A 22,301-nucleotide genomic window follows, 5' to 3' on the forward strand; every position below is an offset into this window, starting at 1 on the left:
GTCCATCATTGCAGCACTGTCCTCAGCGAGGCGACTACGGCACATCGATGTGCAGCCGCTGCCGCGCTTGCCGATGGCCGTGCTTTCCAGGTGGTGGCCAGGAAGTAAACTCGGTGTTCCGTGAGTCGAAGATTCTCAACATGACACGCAGTTACTCGATGAGCGGCATTCGCCGGGTGGGCCTGATCGGCGCAGCCCTTGCGTTGAGCGTCCTGTCCGGCTGTTCGCGTAAAGAGGAAGCGCCGGCGGCAGCGGCCGGCCCATCGGCAGCGGCCGCGCTCGAGCCGCTGATTCAGCAGTACGCGCAAATCGAAAGGCCCGAAGAGGAAGAGATGGGCGGGCGGCGTGACGTGTCCGCTGCAGGATTCCAACAGGAAATCGACGTGCGGCGCCGGTTGCTGGAGAAGGTCCGGCAAGTGAGTAAAGACGGCTTGTCGCTCGACGAGGATATCGATCGGCGCTTGATGATCGGCTTGCTGGATTCCTCGATTCACACGGCCGAAGCACGGCGCATTTGGGAGAACGATCCGGCGTTGTATGTTCCGGCGCCGGAGATCGGGCGTGGGCTCGAGCCAACGGCGCCCGGCACGCCGCAGGAGCGGGCGACGTCATTGACGGCGGTGCTGAACGATTTGCCGACGCGACTGGACCACGCCCGGCGCAATTTGAAAACGCCGCCGCGCACGTTCACCGAGTCGGCGATCTTCAAGACCGAAGGCACCATCAAGCTGTTGCGGGAGAGTGCGCCGACGCTGGCTGCGCAAGCGGGCGATGCTAAGGAATCCTTGAACGCTGCCACCAAGATGGCGCTCACCGCGCTCGATGATTATTTGAAATTTCTGAAGGACGACCTGCTGCCACGCTCGACTGGTTCGTGGGTGTTCGGCAAAGCGAACTACGACTACGTTCTGCAGCACCGCTGGATGATGAACGCCGATGCCGACGCCATCCTGGCTCGCGGCCAGCAAGCGTTCGAGGAAACTGAAGCGTTGGCGCAGCAAGTCGCGAAACGGATCGATCCCAAGGCCAGGCACTGGACCGAGGTCTACGAGAAGCTCAAGGACGATCACCCGGCGGCTGATGGCATCAAGCAGGCCTATCAAGCCAAGATCGACGCGGCCAAAGCGTTCGTGATCGAGAAGCACATCGTCACATTGCCGCCCGGCGAGCGCGTCATCACCATCGATACCCCGCCGGCCATGCGGCGCTCGTCGCCGTTTGGCACGTTCCAGTCGGTCGATGCGTTCGGCCAGGACCTCGAGGGCAAGCTGGTGCTCACGCCCATCGAAGACTGGATGACGGCACAGCAACGTGAGGACCGGCTGCGCTCGCACCACAACGCATGGATTCCCATCATTGCCGTGCACGAAGCCTATCCGGGCCATCACGTCGATGGCCTGAAGCGTCAGCAAAGCCCGCGGCTGCTTCGCAAGATCGTGCGCGAATCCATCATGTCCGAAGGCTGGGGGCTGTTCACCGAAGAGATGATGTTCGAGCAGGGCTTCCTGCAAGGCGACGACGTGCGGCTCACTCAGCTGCGCAATCGTTTGTGGCGCGCGGCCCGCGTGATCCTCGACGTGAGCTTGCACACCGGTCGCATGAGCTTCGACGACGCGGTGACGTTCCTTTCCGAAAAAGTGCGTTTCGATCGTTACGCTGCCGGGCTCGACGTGAACATGTACATCGAGCGGCCGACGTACGTGCTCGGTTATCTGATCGGCATGCAGGAGATCGAGCAGATCCGCGCCGATTACATCAAGCAATACGGCGAGCCGAATCCGCCGAGCGAGTTCTACGACCGGTTGCTGAGCGTCGGCTCCATTCCGCCGGCACTGGTCCGCGAGTCGCTGTTCGCGCAGCAGGCCGCCGAGGCGGAGTCGGGCGGCTCATGAACGCCAAAACGCTGAGTTAGCGATATCAACTCGTCGCCCCCTTTCCCACCAGCCCGTCTCTCTGGCATGCTGACAACGTTGTCACCTTAGATCGACGGCAACGGCAGCAACCGGGGGATAGAGAATGAATTCGAATAGCGGCGCACGGCCGAGCTACCTGCCTGCACTGGTGGTGCTGACTTCCCTGTTTTTCATGTGGGGGTTCATCACCTCGCTGAACGACATCCTGATTCCGCACCTCAAGGCCATTTTCACGTTGAGTTACGTGCAGGCCATGCTGATCCAGTTCAGCTTCTTCGGGGCGTACTTCGTGATGTCGGTGCCGTCGGGCTACCTGGTGGAGAAGCTGGGCTACCGGCGCGGCATCATCATCGGGCTGTCGACGGCCGGTGTGGCTTGCCTGGGCTTCTATCCGGCGGCCTCGATGCAGTCGTATCCGCTGTTCCTGGCGGCGTTATTCGTTCTGGCCTCCGGCATCACGCTGCTTCAGGTCGCCGCGAATCCATATGTCACGATTCTCGGGCCGAGCGACACCGCGGCCAGCCGGCTGAATCTCACGCAGGCATTCAATTCGCTGGGCACGACAGTCGGTCCGTTCCTGGGCTCGATGTTCATTCTGTCGGCGGCTGTCACCGCGGGCACGGCGGTCGATACGGCAAAGGAAATCCAGACCGTGCAGGGCCCTTATCTGGTGCTGGCAGCGCTGTTGTTCCTGATCGCCATCGTGTTCTCGCAGTTCAAGCTGCCGGTGGTGAACGGCACGGATGCGACGACCTCGGCGGCGGACGATCACAATGTGCCCAGCGTCTGGAAGCACTCGCACCTGGTGCTCGGGGCGGTTGCCATCTTCATGTACGTGGGCGCGGAGGTTGCGATCGGCAGCTTGCTGGTGAATTTCATGGCGCAGCCGGAGGTGGGTGGGCTGAATGAAAGCACCGCCGGCCGGTATCTGTCGCTGTACTGGGGCGGGGCGATGGTCGGCCGCTTCATCGGCGCGGTCGTTCTTCGCAAGATCAAACCCGGCCACGTGCTCGCGTTCAACGCGGCCTGCGCGATCGCGCTGCTGCTGATCGCAATGGGCATGGCCGGCAAGACGGCGATGTGGGCCGTGCTGGCCATCGGCCTGTTCAACTCGATCATGTTCCCGACCATCTTCACGCTCGGCGTCGCGAAGCTCGGCCGTCACACCGGCGAAGGCTCGGGCGTGCTGTGCATGGCCATCGTCGGCGGCGCCATCGTGCCGGTGATCCAGGGATACTTCGCCGACACCATCGGCCTGCTCGCATCGTTCTTCGTGCCCGCCATCTGTTACGCCTACATCGTGTTCTATGGACTCAAAGGACACATCGTCCGCAGCGTGCCCGATGCGGAAATTTCCGCGGGCGGTGCGCAGGCCAATATGTGACCGTGCTCACAGGCCTGACAATTCCTTGAGTGTCCGAGTGACTTCGAGGACCGGTAACCGCTGGATGTCAGTGGCGGGCGCCGGTCCTCGCGTGAGAGACTGCCGGCGCGAAGAAGATCCCGCACGGGCAACTCATGACGGACAACTGGCAGCGCGTAGCAGGAAGCACGCATCAGCGAGGATTCATCGACGGCGCACTACCGATGCTCGTGAAACGAGCGGTGGTCGCGCAAGCTGTTCTCATTCTTGCGGCGCTCTGGAGCTATGCCTCGTGGCGCGTCTATAGCGACAAGGCCGAAACACTCGAATCCGCCCGTCACGAGCTGAGTGCGCTCGCCGCGGGCATGTATGTTCATTTGCAGGCGGTCTTGAACGACAGCCTCGGCGCGGCGCGGACCGCTGCGCAGGCCATCGACTCGAACGGCGGAATGGCGGAGATTCCAGCGACCGCGGCCGCTCAGTTGTTGGCGCGTGAGCTCAGCAGTGGCGAATACGTTCGCGCACTGTTCGTGATGACTCCAAACAAATTCGTCGCAGCCGTCCGCAATCGAGACACGCAGACGCTCGATGCGCCGCCAGGCTGGATACAGCCGGCGATCGACGATACGCGCGGCGTATTCATCGGCCAGACGATCGAAGATCCCGTCGAATCGGCTCAGCGCGCCTTCCCCATCGCGATTCGCACCGTCGACAGCACCGGCGCCACGGTGTGGGCCGGCGCGCTGCTCGGCGTCGATGCGCTCGATCAGTTGTACGAAACAATGGCGATCCGTGGCGGGGCGTTGAGTGTCACGTCCACCGCCGGCGATTTGTTATTGCGAGTGCCCACGCCGACGCTGGCGCACACCAAACAAATCAATGTCCGCAATACCGACGTTTATCGCGGCAGCGTCGAGTTGTCGGAAGAGGGCGGCTTCGTCGAAGCGCCGAGCCCGTTCGCAACCGGCACCTGGGTGTATGCGATCCGCCGTCTCGGCGGCTACCGGCTCGCGGTCTCGGCGAGCCGCGAGAAAGAAGCCATTCTGTATCAATGGCACGAGCGCACGCGCGGCCTCACGATCGTGCTGGTCGGCATCTCCATCCTGTTCATCGCGATGACGGTGTTGCTCCGGCATTTCATCAATCGGCTGGAGAAGGCCAACACCAATCTGGGTCAGCTCAATGCCGAGCTCGAGAGTCGCGTTGCCGCGCGCACCAACGAGCTGCAGGAAGCGAATCAACAGCTGGCGCTCACCAACGAAGAGCTGGAAGCGTTCACGGCGTCGGCGTCTCACGATCTGCGCTCGCCGTTGGGAACGATTGCGGGCCAGGCAGGCCTGCTGCGTGATGACATCGGTCGAGGGATGACCGACGTGATCACGCAACGCATCGATCGCATCCAGTCGAATGTCACGCGCTCCTCCGAAATCATCGACGGCTTGTTGTCGTTGGCGCGCGTATCGCGCCAGGAGCTGTTGAACGAGCGGGTCGACATCTCGGTACTGGCTCGAAACATCGTCGAGGATCTGCGCCAGCAGTATCCGAGGCACAAGGTCGAGTCCGTGATCGAGCCGAACCTCGTGGTCAACGCCGACCCGCGCTTGATGAAGAGCCTGTTGGGCAATCTGCTCGGCAACGCCTGGAAATACACCAGCCGCATACCGAACGCGCGCGTCGAAGTGAGCTGCACGCAAGCCACCGGCGGCATCGTGTTCTCGGTGCGAGACAACGGCGCCGGCTTCGATATGTCACGCGCGCAGCGCTTGTTCGAGCCGTTCCAACGACTGCACAGCGCGTCCGAGTTTCCGGGCGTGGGCATCGGGCTCGCGATCGTCGCCCGGATCGTGCGCCGCTATGGCGGCAAGGTCACGGTGGACAGCGAGCCCGGCCGCGGCACGATTTTCCGTTTCACCCTGCCGGCCGCGGCGGTCACCAACAAAGAATAAGAGTCGGGTGATATGGTGAGGCTCCCGTTCCTGGAGCCCCAGCTTCGATGCCGAATCCTTCCGCTCCGCGTTTGCGTATCGTCGGTATCGGCGGCACCACCAAGGCTGGCTCATCGACCGAGAAGGCCCTGGCAGCGTGCCTCGCGGCGGCCGAGCGCTTGGGCGCGGAAGTGCAGCTCATTCCCGGCACGGCGCTGGCCTGCCTGCCGCTGTACTCCCCCGAAGAAACCGCCCGAACCCCGGAGCAGCAGCGCTTCGTGGCCACGGTCCGCGACGCCGACGGCCTGATTATCGCCACGCCCGCCTATCACGCCGGCATGTCCGGGCTGCTGAAGAACGCCATCGATCTGCTCGAGGACCTGCGAGATGAGCCGCGGCCCTATCTCGATGGCCGCGCGGTGGGCTGTATCGTGACGGCATATGGCTGGCAAGGTGCCGGGACGACACTGACTTCGGTGCGCACCATCGTGCACGCCTTGCGAGGCTGGCCAACGCCGCTCGGGGTAACCCTGAATACCGCGATCCCGTTATTCGATGCGTCCGGCTCATGTATGGATGAGCGGATCCAGACGCAGTTCGAGCTGCTCGCTCAGCAAGTCGTCAGCTTCGCGTCACGATTCGCCGCATAAAATTACTGACGACCATTAAAGGTTTATCAGTTAGCCCCGGGTCATCGGGGCAGCGGGTTACCATGGCGCGTTTGCATGTCGCCGCGCGCGGTGTCATTTAGCTATACGACGAACGGATAGAGCTTTCATGCCAGATCGACGCCCCCGCCATCCCGCCCCCACGCAGTGGGCCCTGTGCGCGATGCTCCTGATCGCGGCCGCGGGCTGCTCGCGTCAACAGGCCGGGCCGGGCAAGGCGGTCGGGCCGGAGACCATCGGCGTCATCACCGCCGAAGCGAAGATTCAGCAGTTGGGCGTGGAGATCGAGGCGGTAGGCACCGCGCGCGCCAACGAGTCGGTCGAGGTCACCTCAAAAGCTTCCAACACCGTCACCGCGATTCGTTTCGAAGAGGGCGATCGGGTCCGCAAGGGCGCTGTGCTCGTCGAGCTCGACGGCGCCGAAGCCCGCGCCTCGCTGGCGGAGGCGGAAGCTGCGCTGGCGGAAAGTCAGAACAACTTCAAACGCAGCCGTGACCTGTACACGCAGCAGGCGCTGTCGGTGTCGCAGCTCGATCTGATCGAAGCGACCTTGAAGGGCAATCAGGCGCGCGTCGATGTGGCAAAGGCGCGCCTCGCAGACACCATCATTCGCGCCAGCTTCGATGGCAAGACCGGCTTTCGGCGCGTCAGCGTCGGCAGTCTGGTGAGCCCGGGCACGGTGATCACGACGCTCGACGACACGTCGCTCATCAAGCTCGACTTCACCGTCGCCGAAACCTATTTGTATGCATTGGATAAGAATCTGCCGGTGACCGCGAGCACGGCCGGTCTGCCCGGACGCGAGTTCAACGGCAAGGTCAGTCAGATCGATTCGCGAGTCGATCCGGTGAGCCGCTCTATCGCCGTGCGCGCCGAGTTGCCCAATCCCAAGGGCGAGCTGCGTCCCGGCATGTTCATGACGGTGAAGCTGCAGGGCGAGGTGTCGCCGGCATTGGTGGTGCCGGAAAGCGCGATCGTGCCGGAGCAGGGCCGCGTGTTCGTGTTCGTGGTCGAGAACGGCGAGGCGACACGTCGCGAAGTGAAGCTCGGCAAGCGTCGTCCGGGCTTGGTCGAGATCGTCGAAGGGTTGAAGGAACATGAGCGCGTGGTGATCGAAGGCACGCAGAATCTGCGTGATGGCGGGCCAGTGCGCGAACAGGGGCAACAGTCGCAGGCGCAGGCCGAACAGAAGACGAGTTCCTAAGCCATGAAGCTGTCCGAGCTGTCGGTTCGCCGCCCGGTCTTCGCGACTGTCATCAGCCTGTTGCTGATCATCTTCGGTCTGGTGTCGCTGCAGCGCCTGGCGGTGCGCGAATATCCGGATATCGATCGGCCGGTCGTGTCGATCACCACCACCTATACGGGCGCCTCGGCCGCGGTCATCGAGACCAAGATCACGCAGGTGATCGAGGACTCGATCGCCGGCATCGAGGGCATTCTCAAAATCGAATCCGACAGCGAAGACGAGCGCTCCTCGGTGCGCATCGAGTTCGATGTGAATCGCGAGATCGACGGCGCGGCAAACGACGTGCGCGATCGCGTGGCGCGCGTGCTGGGCAATCTGCCGGAAGAGGCCGATCCGCCGGAAGTGTTGAAGGCCGATGCCAGCGCCGATCCGATCATGTACATCCTGTTCAGCTCCGACACCATGTCGACGCTGGAAGTCACCGACTATGCCGAGCGCAATCTCATCGACCGCCTGTCGACCGTGCCCGGCGTGGCGCGAGTTTCCATCAACGGCGCACGACGCTACTCCATGCGCATCTGGCTGGATCGGCAGGCGCTCGCTGCGCGTCAGTTGACTGTCACCGATGTCGAAGACGCGCTACGGCGAGAGAACGTCGAGTTGCCGGCCGGCCGCATCGAATCGAAGACCCGCGAGTTCACGTTGCGTACGCTGGTCGGCCTGGATGACGAACAGGACTTTCGCGATCTGGTCATCACGCGTGGCTCCGACGGTCACCTGATCCGGTTGGGTGAAGTGGCCAAGGTGCAGCTGGCTGCGGAAAACGATCGCGCCACGGCTCGCTTCGACGGTCAATCCGGCGTATCGATGGCAGTGGAAGCGCAGTCGAAGGCGAACACGCTGGACATCGTGCGCGGCGTACGAGCCGAGATCGAGAACTTGCAGGACACCATGCCGCGCGGCACGACGCTGGAGGTCGGCGTCGACAACGGCCTCGCGATCGAAGCGGCGCTGCGTGAGGTGATCATTGCCGTCGTGTTCGCACTGATCTCCGTGCTCGCCGTGATCTACGCGTTCCTCGGCAGCTTGCGAGCAACGCTGATTCCGGCTGTGACGATTCCGGTGTCCATCATCGCGTCGTTCACAGTGATGTATGCAATGGGCTACTCGGCCAACGTGCTCACGCTGCTCGGCCTGGTGCTGGCGATCGGTCTGGTGGTCGACGACGCCATCGTCGTGCTCGAGAACGTGCATCGTCGCGCCGAGCTCGGCGAGCCGCCGTTGGTGGCCGCAGTGACCGGTAGTCGCGAAATCGGCTTCGCGGTCATTGCCACGACGCTGACGCTCGCGGCCGTGTTCATTCCGATTTCATTCCTGCCTGGCGACATCGGGCGTCTGTTCAGCGAGTTCGGCTTCACGCTCGCGGCCTCGGTGTTGTTCTCGGCGCTGGTGGCATTGACACTGACGCCGATGCTCGCGTCGAAACTGCCCGAGTCCGACGCGCATCGGAATCGTTTCGCTCGAATGGTCGATCGTTTCTTCCGCAAGCTCGCCGAAGTCTATGACGCACGCCTGCGCTCGCTGATTCGCCGGCCGTGGCTGATCGTCGGTGCGGTGGGTGCCCTGGTCGTGCTCGGCGCACTCACGTTCCGCTCGGTGCCGTCGGAGTTCACGCCGCTCGCCGATGCGGGCCGTGTCAGCGTGTCCATCGAGGCGCCGGAAGGCACCAGCTTCGATCACATGTATCAATACGCGTTGAAGCTCGAAGCCATCGCCATGAAAGAGAAGCAGACGCATGGCGACATCGCGCACATCCTGCTGCGCGTGCCAGGTAACGGTGGCGGCGACGTGCGCACCGGCGACGTGAATTCCGCGCGTGTGTTCATGATGTTGACCGACTGGCACGATCGAGAGCGTTCGGCACAGAACATCGCGGACGCGATCGTCGCGGAAGCGCAGAAGACCATGCCCGGCGTGCGCGCCATGGCAAACCAGCAGGGCAGCTTGGGCCGGCGGGGCTCAGGGCGTCCGTTCGAAGCCGTGCTCGGCGGTCCTGACTACGAAACGCTGGCGAAGTGGTCGAACCAGATGATGGACCTGGCGCGCCAGAATCCTGGGTTGCGCAACGTCGATAACAGCTACAAAGAACGCAAGCCGCAATTGCGCGTGTCGGTGGATCGCAGCCGTGCGGCCGAGCTGGGCGTGTCGTTGGAGACGGTCGGCCGCACGCTGGAAACTGTGCTCGGCTCGCGCATCGTCACGACGTACGTCGATCGGGGGCGCGAATACAACGTCATCCTGCAAGCCGCCGACGAAGCGCGCGAGACCATCACCGATCTCACGAACATTCGGGTGCGCTCGGCTCGCGGCGATACGCTGATTCCGCTGTCCAACGTCGTGCACATCGAGGAGACGGCGGGCGCCGTGCAGCTGCCGCGGTTCAATCGGCTGCGCTCGGTGGAGATTCGGGCCGATCTCACGCCGGGCTACACCCTGGGCGAAGCGATCGAATGGTTCCAGCAGACAGCGGCTCGCGAGCTGCCGGAAGCGACGGTGATGTGGGACGGCGAGTCCGGCGAGTACATGCGCGCCGGCCAGCAGATGTATCTCACGTTCTTCTTCGCGCTGGCGATCGTGTTCCTGGTGCTGGCGGCGCAGTTCGAAAGCTTCGTGCACCCGGCCATCATCATGGTGACGGTGCCGCTGGCGCTGCTGGGTGCGGTATTCGGTCTGAAGCTGTATGGCGCGTCCATCAACATCTTCAGCCAGATCGCTGTGATCATGCTCATCGGCATCGCCGCGAAGAACGGCGTGCTGATCGTCGAGTTCGCCAATCAGCTGCGCGATCAGGGCCTGGAGTTCACCGAGGCCGTGGTGAAAGCCGCCGAGACGCGCCTGCGCCCGGTGTTGATGACCAGCCTGTGTACGGCGTTCGGCGCGTTGCCGTTGCTGTTCGCGACCGGCGCGGGCTCGGAGCAGCGCATTCCCATCGGCATCGTGGTGTTCTACGGCACGATCGTTTCTGTGGTCCTGACGTTGTTTGCTGTGCCGGCGGTGTATTCGATCTTTGCTCGCCGTACCAAGTCGCCCGAGCATGTCAGCCGTCTTCTGGACAAGATGCTCGGCGAGCACACGCCGCCGAGCGAGCAGCACGGGGGCAGCTCAGCCAAGCTATCATGAGCACGCCGACCGCCGAGTTCTGCCAAGCTCTGGATCACGGCATCTTCGTCATCGACACCGGCTTTGTCCGGCCGCAGTTCGATGCCGCTTATCTGGTCGTCGAAAACGGTCGAGCTGCTTATATCGACACCGGACCGAACAATGCTGTGCCGAGATTGTTGGCCGCGCTGAACGTTGCCGGCATCGAACGCAGCGCCGTCGACTATGTGATTCCAACTCATGTGCACCTGGATCACGCCGGCGGGGCAGGGCTCCTGATGAGCGAATTGCCAAACGCCCGGATGCTGATTCATCCGCGCGGCGCACGTCACATGATCGATCCAACGGCGCTGATGGAAGGTGTGCGGGCCGTGTATGGCGTCGAAGTGGCCAATCGCGATTACGGCGAGCTGGTGCCGGTGCCGGAACAAAGGGTCACAACCACGAGCGATGGCCTGGTCGTGATGTTGGGCGGGCGGCCGTTGCGCTTCATGGACACGCCGGGCCATGCCAAACATCACCACTGCATCTGGGATGAAGCCAGTCGCGGCTGGTTTACCGGCGACACCTTCGGCATCGCCTATCCGGAGCTGCACACGTCGAACGGACCGTATGTGGTGCCGGCCACCGCGCCGGTGCAGTTCGATCAGGAAGCGTTGCACGAGTCCATCGAGCGGCTGCTGGCGCAGCGGCCGCTGCAGATGTATCTGACGCACTTTGGCGCGGTCGCCAACCCAGAACAGCTGTCCGTGCAATTTCTTTCGCAGGTCGATGCCATGGTCGAGGCGGCCCGGTCGCTGGCGCTGGTGTCCGATCGCCACGAGCAGCTGAAGCGGGCGTTTGCCGACATCTATATCGCCGAGCTGCGGCGGTCCGGCTCGAGGCAGCCGGAATCTTTCCTACGCGAGGTCCTGGCGACGGACATCGAGTTGAATGCCCAGGGCCTGGGCGCCTGGCTCAACAAACATTAATTTGTAGGAAACCTCTGGCGTCGCCAGCAATTCAGGATCCGCCTAAAGGTAATCGGCGCCAATTCGTGATGTATTGCGCTGAACGTCGCAATGCGGCTCCCGCATCCTGCGCACGCCACCTTCCTCCTTGGATCGAACATGTCCGCAGAATTGATACCCATTATCGCCTTTATCTCGGGCGCCATGGTCACAGCGATTTTGTCGTCGTTGTCGGTATCGCGCGCCGTCAAAGAACAGCAGGAAATCTTGAAGCGAGGCCAGGTCGCGCACGGCCGCATCCTGCACATCTGGCGGCCCAAGCTGCGTGGCGCCTTCGCCCGCATCTATTTCGAGTTCGAGCCGCCTGGGATGGATACGGTGCGCGGTTGTCATATCGACCGGCGGCCGGCCGAAGAACTGCGAGCATCGTTGCCCGCGGTCGGCACCACGGTTGCCGTGCGCTATTTACCGGATCAACCCAATCAAGCGGTAATTGCCCGGCTCGTGTCCCGTTTTACCGACTAAAACGCTGTGCTCGACGGAACCAACCGTCGTGCCCCCTCATTTCGTCGTCGATAGTGGTTACGACGCCCCGGAGGAGGGATTATGGGTATTCTCGTTTGGTTGATCGTCGGCGGCGTGTGTGGCTGGTTGGCCAGCATCATCATGCGTACCGATGCGCAGCAAGGCATTCTGTTGAACGTGATCGTCGGCATCGTCGGCGCCTTGCTGGCGGGTTTCATCATTTCGCCGATGGTCGGAGTCGGAACGATCAACGAGGGCATCTCGGTTGCGACCTTCCTGGTCTCGCTACTGGGCGCTGTGATTCTGCTCGCTATCGTCAATCTGTTCCGCCGCGGCAGCGTTCGCTAGAACGCAGCTGAAGTTGGAAATGAAAAGGGCCGGACAATGTCCGGCCCTTTTTTTATCTACCTTTTCGGGCGACCGATCGGACCTCCTGTCGCGACGGTCGCGCTCACGAGAAAAAAGCGTGGTTTTTCCTCGTGAGTCGCCGCCAGGGCGGCGGGGCACATCCATGTGCCCGAAATACTACTGGAGGTCGGCTTACTTGCCGCGATAGCGCTCGAACCAGGCCAGGATGGCGCTGGCCTTGGCGGCCGATTGCGATGGCCGGGCCGTGAAACCGCCGTGGGAGGCACCGGGCACTTTTACCAGACCCGTCGGCACGCCGGCGAGTTGCAGCGCCTGGTAGTACTGCTCCGAGTCGCTGAGCGGCGTACGGAAATCCTGATCGCCGACGACCACCAGCGTCGGTGTCTTCACCGAGCCCACCAGCGATAACGGCGAACGCGCCCAGTAGGTTTGCGGATCCTCCCAAGGCGTCTTGCCGAACCAGTACTTGGTCATGAACGCCGTGCCGTCGGTCGTCAGCACCAGGCTGGTCCAGTTGATCACCGGCTTCTGCGAGGCGGCCGCTTTGAAACGCGGGGTTTTGCCGACGATCCAGGCTGTCAGCACGCCGCCGCCCGAGCCGCCCGTGACGAACAGATTGTCGGGATCGACGAAGCCCTGCGCGATCGCCGCGTCGACGCTGCTGATCAGGTCGTCGTAATCGTTGCCTGGATATTTGTGATGAATCAGATTCGCGAACTCATCGCCATACGACGTTGAGCCGCGCGGATTGGTGTACAGCACGACATAGCCGGCCGCGGCATACAGCTGGTAGTCGGTGGAGAACACCGGGGCGTAGGCGGCGAACGGACCGCCATGGATTTCCAGGATCAGCGGATATTTCTTGTTGCGATCGAAGTTCGGCGGCAGCACCAGCCAGGCGTCGATCGGGCGCTGATCGAACGAGGACTTCACCTCCAGGGGCTGCACCTGGCCCAGCGTCTTGCCGCCGAGCGAGCCTGCGTTCAGATCGGTCAGTTGTTTGCTGCGGCCGCCGCGTGAAATAGAAACATCCGAGGGGCGGGCACCACTGCCGCTGGTGAACGCGATCGTGCCGTCGTTCGCGATGCTGAATTCACCGCCAGTATAGGGGCGGTCGAGCGACGCGCCGCTCAATCCCTGCGCGACCGGCGTGACTTTGCCATTGAGCGCCACGCGGGCCACCTTGGTCACGGCGTGATCGTCATATCGAACATAGAGGTCGCGGCCATTGGGCGCCCACTGCACGTCGTCGATCGAGCGATCGAGCGACGCAGTCAGCGAGCGCTGATTGCTGCCGTCGGCATTCATCACGTGCAGCTCGACGTTCTGGTAGCCCATGAACTTATCTTCGAAGCCGAGATACGCGATGGTCTTGCCGTCCGGAGAAACCCGGGCGGAGCCATCCGGGCCGGCGCGCTGGGTCAGCGGCGTGATCTGGCCATCGGCCACGGCGATGCGATACAGCTCGGTGTTCACCGGCTCGCGACGCCAGTTCTCGTTGCGATTGCCGGTCGCGACGATGTAGCTGCCGTCCGGCGCCCAGGTGAGCGGACCGCCCTCGTTGAAGGCGCCGAAGGTCAGCTGACGCGGCGTGCCGCCGTCGGCGGCGATCACATAAACATGCGTGTAGCCGGGCTCGAGATAGCCGGCGCCGTCGGCGCGATAGGTGATATCGGTGATCACTTCCAGTGGCGGCGCCCACTGCGCGTTCTCCGGCTTCGGCGGCGCCTCGCCCAGCGGCTTCTTCTCGTCCTTCGCGAACATGGTGAACGCGATCCACTTGCCGTCGGGCGACCAGGTCAGCGAGTCCGGCGCGTCGAGCAGCTCGGCGAGCTTCGCCGTCTGGCCGGTTTGCATCCAACGCACGAACAGCTGAGGGCGGCCGTCCTCGGCGCTGGAGACATAGGCGAGCCGATCGCCCTTGGGTGACCAGCGCGGGGAGCTGTGCGAGCCGGCGCCGGCGACCACCGGTGCTTGTGCCCCCGTCTCGGTATCGACCAGCCAGATCGACGTACGGCCGCGGTCGGTCATGATGTCGAACGAGTGACGCGCATAGGCGACGGCCCGACCGTCCGGACGGATTTGCGGATCGGTGGCGTATTGCAGGCCGAACAGGTCGCGGCCCTGGAAGATCTTGTTGGGCGCATCCGGTGGATCGGCGAGCGCGGCGGTCAGCGGTGTGGCGGTCGCCAATAGCGCAACGAGGAGCCTCAATTGCATACATCCCTCTGCTGGTGCAGGAAAAACGGGCCGGTACGCTAGCGTTCCCCGCGGTGAGCGTCCAGTGCAAATGAGAGATCCCGGCAGTTATTGCGACTGTGGCGAGCAACTCGATCCCGCGCTTTAATTATCGAGCCTGGCTTTCACACGGTGAAACCAGACCTCGGCGGGCCGCGAATCCCCGCCTTGCCAATGGGAGGAAAGGGCGCGGTGGCATCGAGCCCGGAGACTTTTGTGCCTGTATCGACGGCCGAGCTGTCGTGGCGCGTGCTCGGCTTCGTCAATGGGCTGCGGCTGCTCGCCTCGTCATCGCTCGCGGTTTTGTTCGTCTCGATCATGCCCGAGGCCTTCGGGCAGCTCGACCCTGCGCTATTCGCTGGCGCGGCCACGGCCTATTTCCTGTATGCCGTGATCTCGATCAGCAGCATCCGGCGGCGCTCGCCGGATATCGTGCTGCAGACCTGGACCGGCGTGTTCGCCGATGTGCTGGTGCTGTCGCTGCTCACCTACGCCAGCGGCGGCGTGAACGGCGGCATTTCGGCGCTGGTGGTGCTGTCCATCGGTGCGGCCAGTTTCATCCTGCGCCGGCGGCTGGCCATGGCGATCGCGGTGGCGGCCTCGCTTGCCATGCTCGTTCAGCCAGTCATCTCGATGCTCGCCAATGTCGACGCGATGAGCGACGTCACGACCGCGGCGATCTCCGGCGCCTTGACCATCATCATCGCGCTCGGCATTTCGCAGCTCGCACGCATCATGCGGCAGAACGAGGAGATCAACCGCCAACGCGAAGCCGCCAACATCGAGCTCACCGAGCTGCAGCGAACGCTTTCGGAGCACTTGCGCGAGGGCGTGCTCATCGTCGATGGCGAGAACAAGGTTTCGATGATCAGCGACACCGCCTCGACGCTGCTCCAGGGCGGCAGTGTCGCCGAAGGCTCGTTGCTGAGCGACGTGTCCTCCCGGCTCGCCAACTTGCTGGACACCTGGCGACGTTATTTTTGCGATGAGAGCCGCAGTACGCCGACCATGATGGGCTTCGACGGCGAGCGCCGGCTGCAACTGAAGTTCGTATCGCTCGATAACAGCACGCAAGGCCCGGCACTGATCTTCGTCGAGGACAAGTCGCGCATGGCGTCGTGGCTGCCCGCCTCGATGGTGCCTGCGACGGTGGAAGTCAATCAGGTGCCGGCGCCGCGTGAAGCGGTGCCGCGTGCGGCTGCTCCGCCGGCTCCGGTGCGCACTCAGAGCGCTCGTGGCGATGTGACCAGAGAGCGGGCGTTCGAAAGTCCCTATGCGGCCGGTGCGTTGCGTGAGCCCTCCTATGAGAACGGGCAGTATGCAGGCGCCTTGTCGCCGGTTAGTGCGTTACGCACCAGCGGCGCCCGCGGCAACCCCTTTGAAGATTCATCATATCGGGAAGGTGCGCGTCGTCAGGGCGCACCGCGCGTCGAGCCAGCCCGTCCACAGCGAACGGGCACCAACAAGGAGGAGGCGTATCGAGCAAATACACTGAGAGAAAACATCGCGCGACAAAACACCTTCCGTGCCGCGCTTCAAGAAGTTTCTCCCTGGGAGAACCCGCCCAAACCGGCGGCGCCGTCACCGGCCGCTGCCGCTCCCGCTACGACCGCAGCTCAACCCCGGCGACAACAGCAGCCGACCCGACCGCCGGGAAGCATGCTTTCAAACAACGACCCGCGCCTGCGCATCATCATTGGCAACGCGCTCCAGTACGGTAAGCGCGAGTCGGTGCGGCTGGAGCGCGTCGATCTGGCGTCGTGGTCCAAAGAGTTTCTCACCGAGTTCTGGCAGACCGAAGACATCGACGCCGATACCTTGCGATTGAGCGCGCCGCGCGAAAGCGTGCCGGTGCGTGCCGATCCCGCTCATCTGCAAAAGCTGCTGTGGACCCTGTGCAACGATCTCCTGAAATACGGGCGCGCCACCAATGCCAACGATCCCATCGAGATTCGGGTCGGCCGCAGCGCCACTACGCAGCGTCGTTATCTCGACGTGATCGATCGCGGCTCCGCGATCGGTCCCGCCGATTCCAAACGCGTGTTCGAGCCGTTCCTGTCGGCGGGCAAAGCAGGCACGGGCATTTCGATGTTCGTGTCGCGCGAGCTTTCGCCCGGCGTTCGCTCCGGCGCCAACAACGATCCGCGTCCGGGCGGCGGCGTGGTGTTCAGGCTGGTCTTCGCCGACGCGCCGGCGCGCAAACCGGCCGAAGCTACGGATTAGCTATCCCGCCTCCACAGGCCGCGAGCCAGCGCCGCTATACTGATTCGCATCAGCCGATGCGGAGAAGATGATGCGTATAGGTTATGCCGCGCTCGCAAGCTTTAGCTTCGCGATTGCAAGTCCGGCGAGTGCGCTCAGTAACAGGGACTTCGACTGCACGTCGACGCGTGTCGGAGAGGCCGGATCGGTTGTCATCAAGACCACGCTGGGTGAAACGCCGGCGCTGGTCCGCATTCCATCGAAGATCGGTCGATCACCCATCGTGCTGTGGCACGGCTTCGGCCCGCCTGCGAGCGAACAGGCGTTGATGGAAGCATTGCCGCTGGATGATGTGCCGGCGGTAAAGGTGTATCTCGGCTTGCCGTTGTTCGGTGCGCGTGCGCCGGCTGGTGGCTCGAACGAGTTGGCGCGCCGACAGCAAGAGGATCTCGCGACGTTGGTGTTCGAGCCGGCGGTGATGGGTGCCGCTAAAGAGTTGCCCGCCGTGGTTCGTGCGCTCGAGGAACGCAATTGTTTGAAGCGAGGCGAGCGCATTGGACTGTTTGGATTCTCGGCCGGCGGCGCTGCTGTGTTCTACGCGCTGGCCGAGAGGGATGTGCGGATCGGCGCCGCCGTGACGTTGAACGCGTCAACAGGCTTGAGCGCGTCCGTCAATGCTTATGAGCGTGCCACTAAAGGGTCATATAACTGGACGGGTGCGGCGCGTAGACTCGCGCAGCGTTCAGATGCTGCGGGTCGCGCGAAGGATATCGCCACAGGTCACCCGCCACCGGCATTGCTCATCATCCATGGTAACGACGACGCAATGCTGACGCCCGAGGTTGCCAGCACGTTGCATAGCGCATTGCTGCCTGCTTATCGCGAGGCACTTGCCACGGAACAGCTGCAACTGCTCCTTGTGCCCGGACTGGCGCACGGTTGGACCAGTTCAGGAAGCCAGGAAGCATTGCGCAGCTCAATCGCTGCGTGGTTCCATAACTATCTGTGGCCGGCGGGCTCGACCCGCTGAGCTCTTGTGGAGTTCTCATGCGAGTCAGTCGAATTGCAGTGTTGATGATGGCGCTGGCGCTGCAGCCGGTGCAGTCGTGGGCCGAAGGCGAAGCGGGCGAGTACGTCGAGGCCCGGGAAGTGACCAATCCGCCGCCGAAGGCGGCGCTGAATAGTTTCGATCGCTTCGAGATTGCGCCGATCGCGATGGGTGCGCCGTACGCCGGCGAAGAGGTGAACGAGGAAGCCAAGGAGCGCCTGCAGGTCAACCTCGACGAGCGCGTGCCGCCAGTGCTGACCGAATGGAACGCGAAGGAAGCGAAGAACTCGCCGCCGAAGACGCTCAGGATCGAGCCGGCGGTTCGTCATGTGAAATTCGTCAGCGGCAAGAAGCGTTTCTGGACCGGCGCGTTCTCAGGCGGCACGGCCGTGCTGATGACGGTCAAGCTGAGCGATGCCGCCACCGGCGAAGTGATCGCCGAGCCGGAGTTCTACCAGCACGCCAACGCGATGGGTGCGGCCTTCTCGTACGGCGCCACCGACAAGGCGATGCTGGTACGAACCACCGATCTCATCAGCGACTACCTCAAGGCGAACTACGCGGCGGCCGTGGGCGGTCCGACTGGCAAGGAGGACGACGAGAAGAAGGGCAAGGACAAGCCGGAGAGCAAGGAGTCTGCTGATCAGCAGTCGACGCAGTAGCAAGCCACGCGGCAAACGCCGCAGCTGGCGCATAGCGAAGTTTCTGCCGAGCGCAGCCACCCGCAAGCGGTGGCTGCGCATTTTGCGTTCGGCGCCGTTCACGTTGCAGCTGGTCGTGGTGGCGTTGTTGACCGTGTCCACCTGGTTCGCGATCAACTTCATCTATCAGGTGGTGCGCAAGCCCACCGAGTTGTTCTTTCCGGTCAGCGGCACGCTCTACAAATCGCCCAGCGAGACCTGGACGTCGTACGAGCCCATCTTCCGCAAACATTCCACCGCCACCATCAGTCCAGAATTACTGGCCGCGCTCGCACAGGTCGAGGGCTCGGGCAATCCCATCGTGCGCACCTACTGGCGCTGGACGTTCACGCACAAGCCGTTCGACATCTATCGGCCGGCCTCGAGCGCGGTCGGGATGTATCAGATCACCGATGGCACGTTCGAGGAGACCAGCCGGCTGTGCATTCACGACCACAAGGTCGTGGAGGAGGGGCCGTGGAACGACTTCAAGTCGTGCTGGTTCAACAGTCTGTACCTGCGCGTCATTCCGTCGCATGCGGTCGAGATGACATCGGCGTATCTCGATCGCCGCATCGCTGTCATTCTCGCCAAGCACGGCATCCGTTCCGCGACGCTCAAACAAAAGCAGGATCTGGCCGCGGTGATTCACGTTTGCGGCGCTGGCGCGGGCGCCTCCTTCGCGAGGCGCGGCTTCCGGCCGCGCCCCGGTCAGCACTGCGGCGATCATTCCGTGCAGGGCTACATCTCGCGCGTGAACCGAATGAAGCAAGTCTTTGCCGGCCTCGCGCAACAGCCTAAAGCGTCACTGTGGCAGTAGCCTTCGACTCGATCGAGACCGACTGTGTACGACTCGTCTGGCCCTTGATGCGCACGGAATAGTTGCCGGGCATCACGGCGATCGGGTCGCCGCCCGTCACTCCGGTCGCGATCACCTGGCCTTGTGGAGTCACCACTTCGAAGCTCGGACGCAGCGACTGCATCAGTGCCCTGCTCAAGCCGGCGGCGTCTTTGGCGTCGAAGTAACTGCCGTTGCCGAGCGAAGCCCAGTGGCTGAATGTGACAGCCAGTTTCGGATCTTCGATGGCGAAGCCGACGATGTTGACACGCACTGTGGTGCCAGCCTTGGTGAGTGCCGCAATGGCCGCGGCGGGATCGCCGCCGCAGGTTTCTTCGCCGTCCGTGAGCAGCACGACCAGGCGCTCGCCTTTGATGGCAGCCAGGTCGGATGAGACTTTTTCCAACGACGCACCGATCGGCGTGCGCGCGTTGTTCTTCGCCTCCAGCGCTTTGATCTTTGCGTCGACGGCTGCAGCGCTGAGCGGGCTGACTGGAATATCCAGATCGGTCTGGCACGAGTCCACTTCGCGACCGAAGACTCGCAATGCGAACGGCGTGCCGGCCGGGATGCCGCTCGAGGTGAGCTTGCTCAATGTTTGTTTCGCGATGTCGATGCGACGCTGGCCGCCGATCTTCTGCAGCATGCTGCCCGACGCATCGAGAATGATTTCGATGCCACCGCCGCTCGCGACAGCGGCCGGCGCGGTTACCACGAGTTTGCCGGGCTCTTGTTTGGCTGGCGTGATACGGATGTTTGCCTTGGCGAGGGTGGTGTGCGACTGGCCGGTGGCGTACCACAACTCATATTCACCCGCCTGCAGCGGCGCACGGAGCTCTGCCGGATTGCCGCGCGACGGGTATTGATAGTTGCCGCTGGCGCCTGCGCCGGCGCCTTTCGGGACGATGGTGATGTAGTCGGACGGATTGTTGGGACCTTTCCAGGTCACAGCGAACGTGCTGCCGGCAACGACTTCCGTCGGCCCCTGCAGTGAAGCCGTCACGGCGCCAATGGTCAGCTTGCGCGTGGCGATGACTTTGTCGCCATTGCCCAGGAAATAGCGCAGCTCGTAGTCGCCACTGGCATCGGGAGCGCGCAGGGTTGTTGGATTGCCGTAGCGCGTGTACTCGTAAACGATATACGGGTGCTCGGCGTTGCCAATGCCGATGTAGTCGCGCTCGTTGTTCGGCCCCGTCCATTTCACTCTTACCTCGGAGCCGGCAGCGACCTGCGGTGGGGCTTCGAAGGAGGCCGTGACTGCAGTGGCCTGTAGCGGTGCACGAGCCAGCGTGGGGTAGGGGCTGTCGGCGGACAGCAAACGAATCTCGTAATCGCCAGGCGTTGTCGGCGTGTGCAACTCGACCTTGCCGGACGCATCGGCGTAGCCATATTCGTCGTAGCGACCTTCGGGGGCGCCTTTGGCGACGATGGTGATGAAGTTTCGCGGGTTCGTGTTGCCCGTGAACGTGATGGTGACGGGCGCGCCGATGTTCGCCGTCGCCGGCCCTTTGAGGGCGGGTGCCGCCCAAGCCCAGGAAGTGCCGATCAGGAACAACCAAACGATTCTCGACAGCGTCGATCGGGCGAGCATGGAGGACCTTCGGGTGGGCGCGGGAGTGCGGATCTTAGGGCACGCCCGCGCCGGTTTGCCTCGGCCGATAGGGCTGGCGCTCAGCCCGCCTTGCGGTGTTCCTGCTTCGCTTCCTGGGCGAAATGCTCACCGTATTTGCGGTCGATGTGCATTATGTGAGACCGCAGCCAGAGCAGTCATTGCTGATCCTTTTAGTTGTCTCGCTGACCTATAGCGACCGCCGGGCGTCGGCGCTGAACGCGGGGTTCCCCGGGGTTGCACCGGTGAACCCCGGATAGCCCATTTCGGAGCTTTTTCATGCGAGAATCCGCGCCCGAAAAACTCCTTGAATCGTCCCCGAAAGCTAATGACTCAGACGTCGGCGTCGAGCGGCACGGGCAACTCGCCGCGGCGGGTGCTGTTTGCCAGCCTGATCGGCACCACCATCGAATACTTCGACTTCTACATCTACGCGACGGCGGCCGTGCTGGTGTTCCCGCAGCTGTTCTTTCCAGCGGGCAATCAGGCCTCGGCGACGCTGCAGTCGCTGGCTACGTTCGCCCTGGCGTTTTTCGCGCGCCCGCTGGGATCGGCGCTGTTCGGCCATTTCGGCGATCGCGTCGGGCGCAAGGCGACGCTGGTGGCCGCGCTGCTGACGATGGGCCTGTCGACGGTGTTCATCGGCTTGCTGCCGACCTATGACTCGATTGGCGTATGGGCGCCCGCGCTGCTGGCTTTATGTCGCCTCGGCCAGGGCCTCGGATTGGGCGGCGAATGGGGCGGTGCGGTGCTGCTCGCGACCGAAAATGCGCCGCCGGGCAAACGGGCCTGGTACGGCATGTTCCCGCAGCTCGGTGCGCCGCTGGGGTTCATTTGTTCCACCGGTGTGTTCCTGCTGCTGACCGAATTCCTGAGCGATGCGGAGTTCTTCATGTGGGGCTGGCGGGTGCCGTTCGTGGCCAGCGCGCTGCTGGTGTTCGTCGGTTTGTATGTCCGCCTGCGCTTGCACGAAACGCCGGCATTTCAGCGGGCCATCGATAATAACGAGCGTGTGCGTCTGCCGATGTGGACCGTGGTGACCCAACACACTGTGACATTGGTGCTCGGCACGTTCGCCGCCACCGCCACGTTTGTGATTTTCTATTTGATGACGGTGTTCTCGCTCAGCTGGGGCACCAGCGCGCTCGGCTATTCGCGCCAGGAATTCCTGATCCTGCAGATGATCGGCGTGTTGTTCTTTGCGCTGACGATCCCGGTTTCCGCGGTGATCGCCGACCGGCGCGGGCGCTTCGCGATGTTGATCGCCGCGACGCTGGGCATCATGGCGTTCGGCCTGTTCTTCGCGCCGCTGTTCAGCGCCGCCTCGCCGCTGCGTGTGGTCATATTCCTCGCCTTGGGGCTCGGCCTGATGGGCCTGACCTACGGTCCGCTCGGTACGGCACTTTCAGAGTTGTTTCCGACCTCGGTCCGGTACACTGGCGCCTCTTTGACCTTCAACCTCGCCGGCATCGTCGGCGCCTCGCTCGCGCCGTACGTGGCCACCTGGCTCGCCACGCACTATGGCCTGGCGTATGTCGGCTATTACCTCACGGCCGCGGGCGCGCTGACTTTGCTGTCGCTGCTCTTGATCCGGCGGCCGTCGCCACAACTTTGAACCCTCTTTTAGC

16 protein-coding genes are annotated in these 22,301 nt (G+C 63.3%); 14 read left to right on the top strand and 2 right to left on the bottom strand.

Annotated elements, in window-relative coordinates:
• Positions 1-140 precede the first annotated feature (140 nt).
• The 9 genes from EK373_RS09775 (at position 141) to EK373_RS09815 (ending at position 12,037) form a co-directional block, all read left to right on the top strand.
• On the top strand, positions 141-1,892 hold the full coding sequence (locus EK373_RS09775; protein WP_157994297.1) for a DUF885 domain-containing protein: 1,752 nt from the start codon (positions 141-143) through the stop codon (positions 1,890-1,892).
• 124 nt (positions 1,893-2,016) lie between these two features.
• Complete coding sequence (locus EK373_RS09780) at positions 2,017-3,297, top strand: sugar MFS transporter (protein WP_129642480.1); 1,281 nt, start codon at positions 2,017-2,019, stop codon at positions 3,295-3,297.
• A 134-nt stretch (positions 3,298-3,431) separates the two neighbouring features.
• Entirely contained in the window at positions 3,432-5,222 is a 1,791-nt protein-coding gene (locus EK373_RS09785; protein ID WP_129642481.1) for a sensor histidine kinase, read from the top strand.
• A 47-nt stretch (positions 5,223-5,269) separates the two neighbouring features.
• Complete coding sequence (locus EK373_RS09790) at positions 5,270-5,851, top strand: NADPH-dependent FMN reductase (RefSeq protein ID WP_129642482.1); 582 nt, start codon at positions 5,270-5,272, stop codon at positions 5,849-5,851.
• A 127-nt stretch (positions 5,852-5,978) separates the two neighbouring features.
• Entirely contained in the window at positions 5,979-7,073 is a 1,095-nt protein-coding gene (locus EK373_RS09795; RefSeq protein ID WP_129642483.1) for an efflux RND transporter periplasmic adaptor subunit, read from the top strand.
• 3 nt (positions 7,074-7,076) lie between these two features.
• The gene (locus tag EK373_RS09800; protein WP_129642484.1) at positions 7,077-10,235 is read left to right on the top strand and encodes an efflux RND transporter permease subunit; all 3,159 of its coding nucleotides are present in this window, start codon (positions 7,077-7,079) and stop codon (positions 10,233-10,235) included.
• Positions 10,232-11,185 carry an MBL fold metallo-hydrolase gene (locus EK373_RS09805; RefSeq protein WP_129642485.1) on the top strand — a complete coding sequence of 318 codons (954 nt, stop codon included), beginning with the start codon at positions 10,232-10,234 and terminating at the stop codon, positions 11,183-11,185. The genes EK373_RS09800 and EK373_RS09805 overlap by 4 nt, the downstream gene beginning before the upstream one ends.
• Positions 11,186-11,323: 138 nt before the next feature.
• Positions 11,324-11,689 carry a DUF3592 domain-containing protein gene (locus tag EK373_RS09810; RefSeq protein WP_129642486.1) on the top strand — a complete coding sequence of 122 codons (366 nt, stop codon included), beginning with the start codon at positions 11,324-11,326 and terminating at the stop codon, positions 11,687-11,689.
• An 81-nt stretch (positions 11,690-11,770) separates the two neighbouring features.
• Positions 11,771-12,037, top strand: a complete 267-nt coding sequence (locus EK373_RS09815) for a GlsB/YeaQ/YmgE family stress response membrane protein (protein WP_129642487.1) — start codon at positions 11,771-11,773, stop codon at positions 12,035-12,037.
• A 192-nt stretch (positions 12,038-12,229) separates the two neighbouring features.
• Here EK373_RS09815 and EK373_RS09820 read toward each other — a convergent pair whose 3' ends face one another.
• The gene (locus tag EK373_RS09820) at positions 12,230-14,278 is read right to left on the bottom strand and encodes an alpha/beta hydrolase family protein (RefSeq protein WP_129642488.1); all 2,049 of its coding nucleotides are present in this window, start codon (positions 14,276-14,278) and stop codon (positions 12,230-12,232) included.
• Between the two features lie 234 nt (positions 14,279-14,512).
• Here EK373_RS09820 and EK373_RS09825 point away from each other — a divergent pair, with 234 nt between their 5' ends.
• The 4 genes from EK373_RS09825 (at position 14,513) to EK373_RS09840 (ending at position 19,046) form a co-directional block, all read left to right on the top strand.
• Positions 14,513-16,519 carry an ATP-binding protein gene (locus tag EK373_RS09825; protein WP_157994298.1) on the top strand — a complete coding sequence of 669 codons (2,007 nt, stop codon included), beginning with the start codon at positions 14,513-14,515 and terminating at the stop codon, positions 16,517-16,519.
• Positions 16,520-16,589: 70 nt separating this feature from the next.
• Positions 16,590-17,528 (top strand): alpha/beta hydrolase family protein, encoded by a 939-nt coding sequence (locus EK373_RS09830; protein WP_157994299.1) that lies wholly within the window; start codon positions 16,590-16,592, stop codon positions 17,526-17,528.
• 17 nt (positions 17,529-17,545) lie between these two features.
• Positions 17,546-18,208 (top strand): hypothetical protein, encoded by a 663-nt coding sequence (locus EK373_RS09835; RefSeq protein ID WP_129642491.1) that lies wholly within the window; start codon positions 17,546-17,548, stop codon positions 18,206-18,208.
• An 82-nt stretch (positions 18,209-18,290) separates the two neighbouring features.
• Positions 18,291-19,046, top strand: coding sequence for a transglycosylase SLT domain-containing protein (locus tag EK373_RS09840; RefSeq protein ID WP_129642492.1), 756 nt, complete (start codon positions 18,291-18,293; stop codon positions 19,044-19,046).
• Here EK373_RS09840 and EK373_RS09845 read toward each other — a convergent pair.
• On the bottom strand, positions 19,024-20,655 hold the full coding sequence (locus EK373_RS09845) for a vWA domain-containing protein (protein ID WP_129642493.1): 1,632 nt from the start codon (positions 20,653-20,655) through the stop codon (positions 19,024-19,026). The two genes, EK373_RS09840 and EK373_RS09845, sit on opposite strands and share 23 nt — an antisense overlap.
• A gap of 346 nt (positions 20,656-21,001) precedes the next feature.
• Here EK373_RS09845 and EK373_RS09850 point away from each other — a divergent pair, with 346 nt between their 5' ends.
• Entirely contained in the window at positions 21,002-22,288 is a 1,287-nt protein-coding gene (locus tag EK373_RS09850) for an MFS transporter (RefSeq protein WP_129642494.1), read from the top strand.
• Positions 22,289-22,301 lie beyond the last annotated feature (13 nt).

It is taken from the genome of Peristeroidobacter agariperforans (assembly GCF_004138335.1).
Lineage (GTDB): Bacteria > Pseudomonadota > Gammaproteobacteria > Steroidobacterales > Steroidobacteraceae > Steroidobacter > Steroidobacter agariperforans.

Coding starts and splice junctions, on each gene's coding strand:
- EK373_RS09775 (WP_157994297.1), top strand. CDS start 141: ATGACACGCAGTTACTCGATGAGCGGCATTCGCCGGGTGGGCCTGATC.
- EK373_RS09780 (WP_129642480.1), top strand. CDS start 2,017: ATGAATTCGAATAGCGGCGCACGGCCGAGCTACCTGCCTGCACTGGTG.
- EK373_RS09785 (WP_129642481.1), top strand. CDS start 3,432: ATGACGGACAACTGGCAGCGCGTAGCAGGAAGCACGCATCAGCGAGGA.
- EK373_RS09790 (WP_129642482.1), top strand. CDS start 5,270: ATGCCGAATCCTTCCGCTCCGCGTTTGCGTATCGTCGGTATCGGCGGC.
- EK373_RS09795 (WP_129642483.1), top strand. CDS start 5,979: ATGCCAGATCGACGCCCCCGCCATCCCGCCCCCACGCAGTGGGCCCTG.
- EK373_RS09800 (WP_129642484.1), top strand. CDS start 7,077: ATGAAGCTGTCCGAGCTGTCGGTTCGCCGCCCGGTCTTCGCGACTGTC.
- EK373_RS09805 (WP_129642485.1), top strand. CDS start 10,232: ATGAGCACGCCGACCGCCGAGTTCTGCCAAGCTCTGGATCACGGCATC.
- EK373_RS09810 (WP_129642486.1), top strand. CDS start 11,324: ATGTCCGCAGAATTGATACCCATTATCGCCTTTATCTCGGGCGCCATG.
- EK373_RS09815 (WP_129642487.1), top strand. CDS start 11,771: ATGGGTATTCTCGTTTGGTTGATCGTCGGCGGCGTGTGTGGCTGGTTG.
- EK373_RS09820 (WP_129642488.1), bottom strand. CDS start 14,278: ATGCAATTGAGGCTCCTCGTTGCGCTATTGGCGACCGCCACACCGCTG.
- EK373_RS09830 (WP_157994299.1), top strand. CDS start 16,590: ATGCGTATAGGTTATGCCGCGCTCGCAAGCTTTAGCTTCGCGATTGCA.
- EK373_RS09835 (WP_129642491.1), top strand. CDS start 17,546: ATGCGAGTCAGTCGAATTGCAGTGTTGATGATGGCGCTGGCGCTGCAG.
- EK373_RS09845 (WP_129642493.1), bottom strand. CDS start 20,655: ATGCTCGCCCGATCGACGCTGTCGAGAATCGTTTGGTTGTTCCTGATC.
- EK373_RS09850 (WP_129642494.1), top strand. CDS start 21,002: ATGACTCAGACGTCGGCGTCGAGCGGCACGGGCAACTCGCCGCGGCGG.